Below are 4,424 nucleotides of genomic sequence, written 5' to 3'. Positions count from 1 at the left end.
CTTCCTGGGCGGCCTTGCGGCCGGCTTCCTCGGCGCCGGCCTGCTCGGCATGCTGTTCGGCGGCGGCCTGTTTGGCGGCCTCGGCGGCCTGTCCTCGATCCTGGGCCTGATCATCCAGATCGCGCTGGTGGTGCTCGTGGTGCGGCTGGCGATGTCCTGGTGGCAACGCCGCCACACGCCGCAGCCGGCCTATGCCAATGCTAATGCGGGCGCAGGCCAAGGACCGCAGCCGAACTATCGCAGCGGTCTTGGTGGCTTCGGCTTCGGCGCCAACAGCGCGCCGCTCGATATCAAGCCTGACGACTATGAGGCGTTCGAGCGCCTGCTCGGCGAAATCCAGACCGCCTGGTCGAACGAGGACGTGGCCAAGCTGCACACGCTCGCGACGCCGGAGATGGTCTCCTATTTCGAGCAGGATCTCGCCCAGAACCGTTCGCGCAACGTCGTCAACAAGGTGACCAACGTCAAGCTGTTGCAGGGCGACCTCGCGGAAGCCTGGCGCGAAGGCGAGACCGACTACGCCACGGTGGCGCTGCGCTTCGGGCTCATCGACAAGACGGTCGACCGCAACACCGGCGCCGTGGTTGCCGGTAGCGAGCAGCCGGGCGAGGCGACCGAGATTTGGACGTTCGCCCGCCGGCCGAGCACCGGCTGGGAATTGTCGGCGATCCAGCAGACCAACTGATCGCTCGCGACACGAGGAACCAAGGCGTCGTGCCCCCCGCACGGCGCCTTTTTTCTTTTGGGGCCTCTTCTTTTGGGCGCCCCGCATCGGAATAAGCGGGCGTGCGTCGGGTTCAAATCAGGCGGCCAGCGACAAGCACAACCGGAGGATACCCATGATCCGCACCGAGATATCCGTGACGATTTCAGGCCTCGCGCTCGCAATGGCCTTGCTCGCGGCGCCATCGGCGCAGGCGCAATCGGCCGATATGACGTTCTTCGTGACGTCCAACGGCCCCGGCAAGGGTGCCGATCTCGGCGGCCTCGAGGGAGCCGACGCGCAATGCCAGAAGCTTGCACAAGCCGCGGGCGCCGGCACCAAGACCTGGCGCGCCTATCTCTCGACACAGGCAGCTGACGGCAAGCCGGCGGTCAACGCCCGGGACCGCATCGGCAAGGGACCGTGGCAGAACGCCAAGGGCGCGGTGATCGCCAAGGATGTTGCCGACCTGCACGGCGCGGCCAACAACCTCAACAAGCAGACAGCACTCAGCGAGAAGGGTGAGGGGATCAATGGTGTTGGCGACCAGCCAAACCGGCATGACGTCCTCACGGGATCGCAACCAGACGGCACCGCGTTTGCCGGTCCGGACGATCGCACCTGCACGAACTGGACATCGAGCGCGCAAGGCGCTGCGATGGTCGGCCATCTCGATCGACGGGGTCTGCGCGACGACGAGCCCTCGAAATCTTGGAACAGCTCTCACCCCTCCCGCGGTCCCGACGGTGGCTGCTCGCAGGCGGATCTAAAGAGCACGGGCGGCGACGGCCTGCTGTATTGTTTCGCGGCGAATTGAGGCGCGAGCTGTCTCTTCCGTCATTGCGAGGAGCGTAGCGACAAAATTGCGAAGCAATTTTGCGCTGAAGCGACGAAGCAATCCAGAATCCCTCCGCGGCGGCAGTCTGGAGTGCTTCGCTGCGCTCGCAATGACGGAGTGTGGTACCGCCGCTCCGTCTCACTCCGACGGAACTTTCGGCTACGTGTTACATTGGTCCCGTCGCCCGCAACGCTCACGGACTCCTCCCAATGAAATACGAGCTCTATTACTGGCCCGAGATCCAGGGCCGCGGCGAATATGTGCGGCTGGCGTTGGAGGAAGCGGGCGCCGCTTACGTCGATGTCGCGCGCGGACCGCGCGGGACAGCTGCGATGATGAAGATGATGGACGCGCATGGGGGCACGCCGCCCTTTGCCCCACCGTTCCTGAAAGCGGGCAAGCTCGTCATCGGTCAGACCGCCAACATCCTGCTCTATCTCGGCGCCCGCCATGGCCTTGCGCCGAAGACCGAAGGCGCCAGGCTCTGGGTGCACCAGCTTCAACTCACCATCACCGACCTCGTCGTCGAGATCCACGACACCCATCATCCGCTCGGACCCTCGCTCTACTACGAAGATCAGAAGCCGCCGGCGAAGAAGCGCACCGCCGATTTCTGGAGCGAGCGCGTGCCGAAATATCTCGGCTATTTCGAGCAGCTTCTCACCGAGAGTGGCGGCACCTATGTCACCGGCCGCAGACTGACCTATGTCGATCTCTCGCTGTTCCAGATCGTCGCGGGGCTCCGCTACGCCTTCCCCAAGCGCATGAAGGCGTTCGAGACAGACATCCCGGTCCTCGTCGGCCTGCACGATCGCATCGCCGCACGGCCCAACATCAAGGCCTATCTCGACAGCGACCGCCGCATAGCCTTCAACGAGCAGGGCATCTTCCGCCGCTATCGCGAGCTGGATGGTTAGCCGGTGCGGACGGGAGAGTGTCTGCCCTCACCAAACGCCCGGCACCAGGCGGTAGCGCACCCGCGCCGCATAGTCGGCATAGCCCGGCAGGCCCTCGCGCAAGGTGCGCTCCTCGATCCCGATGCGGACCGCAAACAAAGCGGTGAAAAGCGGGATCATGACAAATCCCCACCACGACCCAAGCAACAACGGTACGCCGGCGAAGAACAGGACCAGACCGCTGTACATGGGATGGCGGACATAGGCGTAAGGTCCCGTCGAGATCACGTGCTGCGCGCGCTCGGCCTGGAGCTTCACCACGGGCGCGGCAAACGAGTTCTCGCGGAAGACCCACATCGTGAACAGTGTCGAGGCCAGGAACAGCACGAGGCCGAGGATTTGGAACGCAACCGGCATCTCGGAGGATTGAATGCGCCGGTCGAGGCCCATCGCGACCAGCCAGGCCAGCATCGCCACGACAAAGACCGTCATGAACATTTTGTCGGCAGCAGGCTGATCCCGTTGCAGGACCGGCCGCAGACGTTCGGCCAGCAGAGCCGGATCGATCCGGTAGAGCCACCAGCCGCAGAGCGGACCGAGCAGGGCGGAGGTGGCGAGGAGGACCCAGGCCGAAGGCCAGTGCAACGTTCCGGCGGACGCGAACAGCAACGCGCCCATGCCGACGACGAAGATCGTGTTCTGCAACAGGAGGCGTGCGATCATGCGCGGGGTCCCGGGATGACGCGCACGAGATTGGTCCTGCTATCCGGCAAAGATGCGGCCGGGCATGCAAACGGCCCGATCGACCGGATCGGGCGCTTCAGCTTTGGCAAGCCTGATCAGGCGAGCTGATCGATCCGCGTGCCCTGACCCGGCGGCAGCGGCGCGGGCGGCTGCGGCTTGTAGGTCGGATCATCGTCGTTGACCTTGGCCTGATCGTCCTGCTGCTTGGTCGTGTCGTAGCTCGGAACCACGATCGCGATCGGCGGCGGCGCAACGGTGGAAACCTTCATCCGCAAATCCTCACACATGGAAACGATTGAGCCTGCCCCGCGAGGAGCGAAGTTTCCTTCAAGGCAATCGCTAAAATGCGAGGGAATTGGTGCGGTGGGATTGGGCTGCCGCGCATGCAAGAAGAGAATCGCGGCTCTCTCCACGTCATTGCGAGGAGCCCTTGCGACGAAGCAATCCAGTCTGTCTCCGCGGAAAGATCCTGGATTGCTTCGCTGCGCTCGCAATGACGGAGTACGTGATGGGCGGCGTCGCGACACGCGCGCCGCCACCTTGCGGAAAGCGGGGAGCGGCGCGCCTATTCGTCCTTGCCGCGCGTGATCGCGATGGACGCGTCCGACTTGGTGCGGGTGCATTCCATGTTGAGCCGCCGATAACGCATGTTGATCTTGTCGCCGCGCAAAAGTCCCATACGCTTCAGGCAACGTGTCGCGCCCGTCGTGGTGTCGTCCTTCGTCACGGTGAAGACGATCGCCGCCATCGACCCCACCAGCGCATAGAACTCCGACTTGGGTTTGCGATCGCCCTTGGCATAGAGCTCGATGGAATATTTGTCGCCGCGGCAGCCGACGGACAACTCCTTGGCCGCCGGGTGCGTCAAATAGACGATGTTGGCGGCCCGGAAATTCACCTTGAGCCGATCGATCTGGTTCGCTAGCTCCTTGGCGCTGTCGTCACAGCGGTCGGCGCGCGCGGGGGAGGTGAGGGCCACAAGGCCGGTGATGGCGGCGGCGACCAGGGTCGCGCCGCGGACGTTCAAGTTCAATGTCATGATGAAAAGCCCCTTAGGGCGCGCATTCAAGCGTCGGCGGACACGAAGCGCAAGGGTGATCGCGGGCCTTTCCACGTGCTGTGCCAATGCCTTCCCGAGCCCTAGCCACCCTCTCCCATGCGCACCGGTCCCTTTCTTTTCTGCCGGAAATGGGCTTAGAACGCTTCTACGCCGAGGGCCCGCGCGCGGCCCCAAACCCGAGAT

The 4,424-nt window shown here is 64.3% G+C and carries 6 protein-coding genes; 3 read left to right on the top strand and 3 right to left on the bottom strand.

Features of this window, described 5'->3' with window-relative positions; all coding sequences use genetic code 11:
- The 3 genes from CWO91_RS41640 to CWO91_RS41630 form a co-directional block, all read left to right on the top strand.
- A partial coding sequence (locus CWO91_RS41640; protein WP_130221095.1) for a Tim44 domain-containing protein occupies nt 1-685 on the top strand: 685 nt, incomplete at its 5' end.
- Between the two features lie 154 nt (nt 686-839).
- Nucleotides 840-1,520, top strand: coding sequence for a lectin (locus CWO91_RS41635; protein WP_130221094.1), 681 nt, complete (start codon nt 840-842; stop codon nt 1,518-1,520).
- Nucleotides 1,521-1,750: 230 nt separating this feature from the next.
- Nucleotides 1,751-2,458, top strand: a complete 708-nt coding sequence (locus CWO91_RS41630; protein ID WP_130221093.1) for a glutathione S-transferase — start codon at nt 1,751-1,753, stop codon at nt 2,456-2,458.
- Nucleotides 2,459-2,485: 27 nt separating this feature from the next.
- Here CWO91_RS41630 and CWO91_RS41625 read toward each other — a convergent pair whose 3' ends face one another.
- The 3 genes from CWO91_RS41625 to CWO91_RS41615 all read right to left on the bottom strand — a co-directional run bounded on the left by CWO91_RS41625 (nt 2,486) and on the right by CWO91_RS41615 (nt 4,220).
- Nucleotides 2,486-3,160 carry a methyltransferase family protein gene (locus tag CWO91_RS41625; protein WP_130221092.1) on the bottom strand — a complete coding sequence of 225 codons (675 nt, stop codon included), beginning with the start codon at nt 3,158-3,160 and terminating at the stop codon, nt 2,486-2,488.
- Nucleotides 3,161-3,276: 116 nt separating this feature from the next.
- Nucleotides 3,277-3,450: a hypothetical protein gene (locus tag CWO91_RS43550; protein WP_164934497.1), complete on the bottom strand. Its 174-nt coding sequence runs from the start codon at nt 3,448-3,450 to the stop codon at nt 3,277-3,279.
- A gap of 296 nt (nt 3,451-3,746) precedes the next feature.
- Entirely contained in the window at nt 3,747-4,220 is a 474-nt protein-coding gene (locus CWO91_RS41615) for a hypothetical protein (RefSeq protein ID WP_130221090.1), read from the bottom strand.
- Nucleotides 4,221-4,424: the final 204 nt, after the last annotated feature.

Origin of the sequence: Bradyrhizobium genosp. SA-3 (assembly GCF_004212635.1) — a bacterium.
GTDB lineage: Bacteria > Pseudomonadota > Alphaproteobacteria > Rhizobiales > Xanthobacteraceae > Bradyrhizobium.
Note: the sequence above shows the minus strand (reverse complement) of the source record. Positions and strands in the feature narration are given on the sequence as shown.

Excerpts from the sequence above, each read along its gene's own strand:
- CWO91_RS41615 (WP_130221090.1), bottom strand. The coding sequence starts at position 4,220 with ATGACATTGAACTTGAACGTCCGCGGCGCGACCCTGGTCGCCGCCGCC.
- CWO91_RS43550 (WP_164934497.1), bottom strand. The coding sequence starts at position 3,450 with ATGAAGGTTTCCACCGTTGCGCCGCCGCCGATCGCGATCGTGGTTCCG.
- CWO91_RS41635 (WP_130221094.1), top strand. The coding sequence starts at position 840 with ATGATCCGCACCGAGATATCCGTGACGATTTCAGGCCTCGCGCTCGCA.
- CWO91_RS41630 (WP_130221093.1), top strand. The coding sequence starts at position 1,751 with ATGAAATACGAGCTCTATTACTGGCCCGAGATCCAGGGCCGCGGCGAA.
- CWO91_RS41625 (WP_130221092.1), bottom strand. The coding sequence starts at position 3,160 with ATGATCGCACGCCTCCTGTTGCAGAACACGATCTTCGTCGTCGGCATG.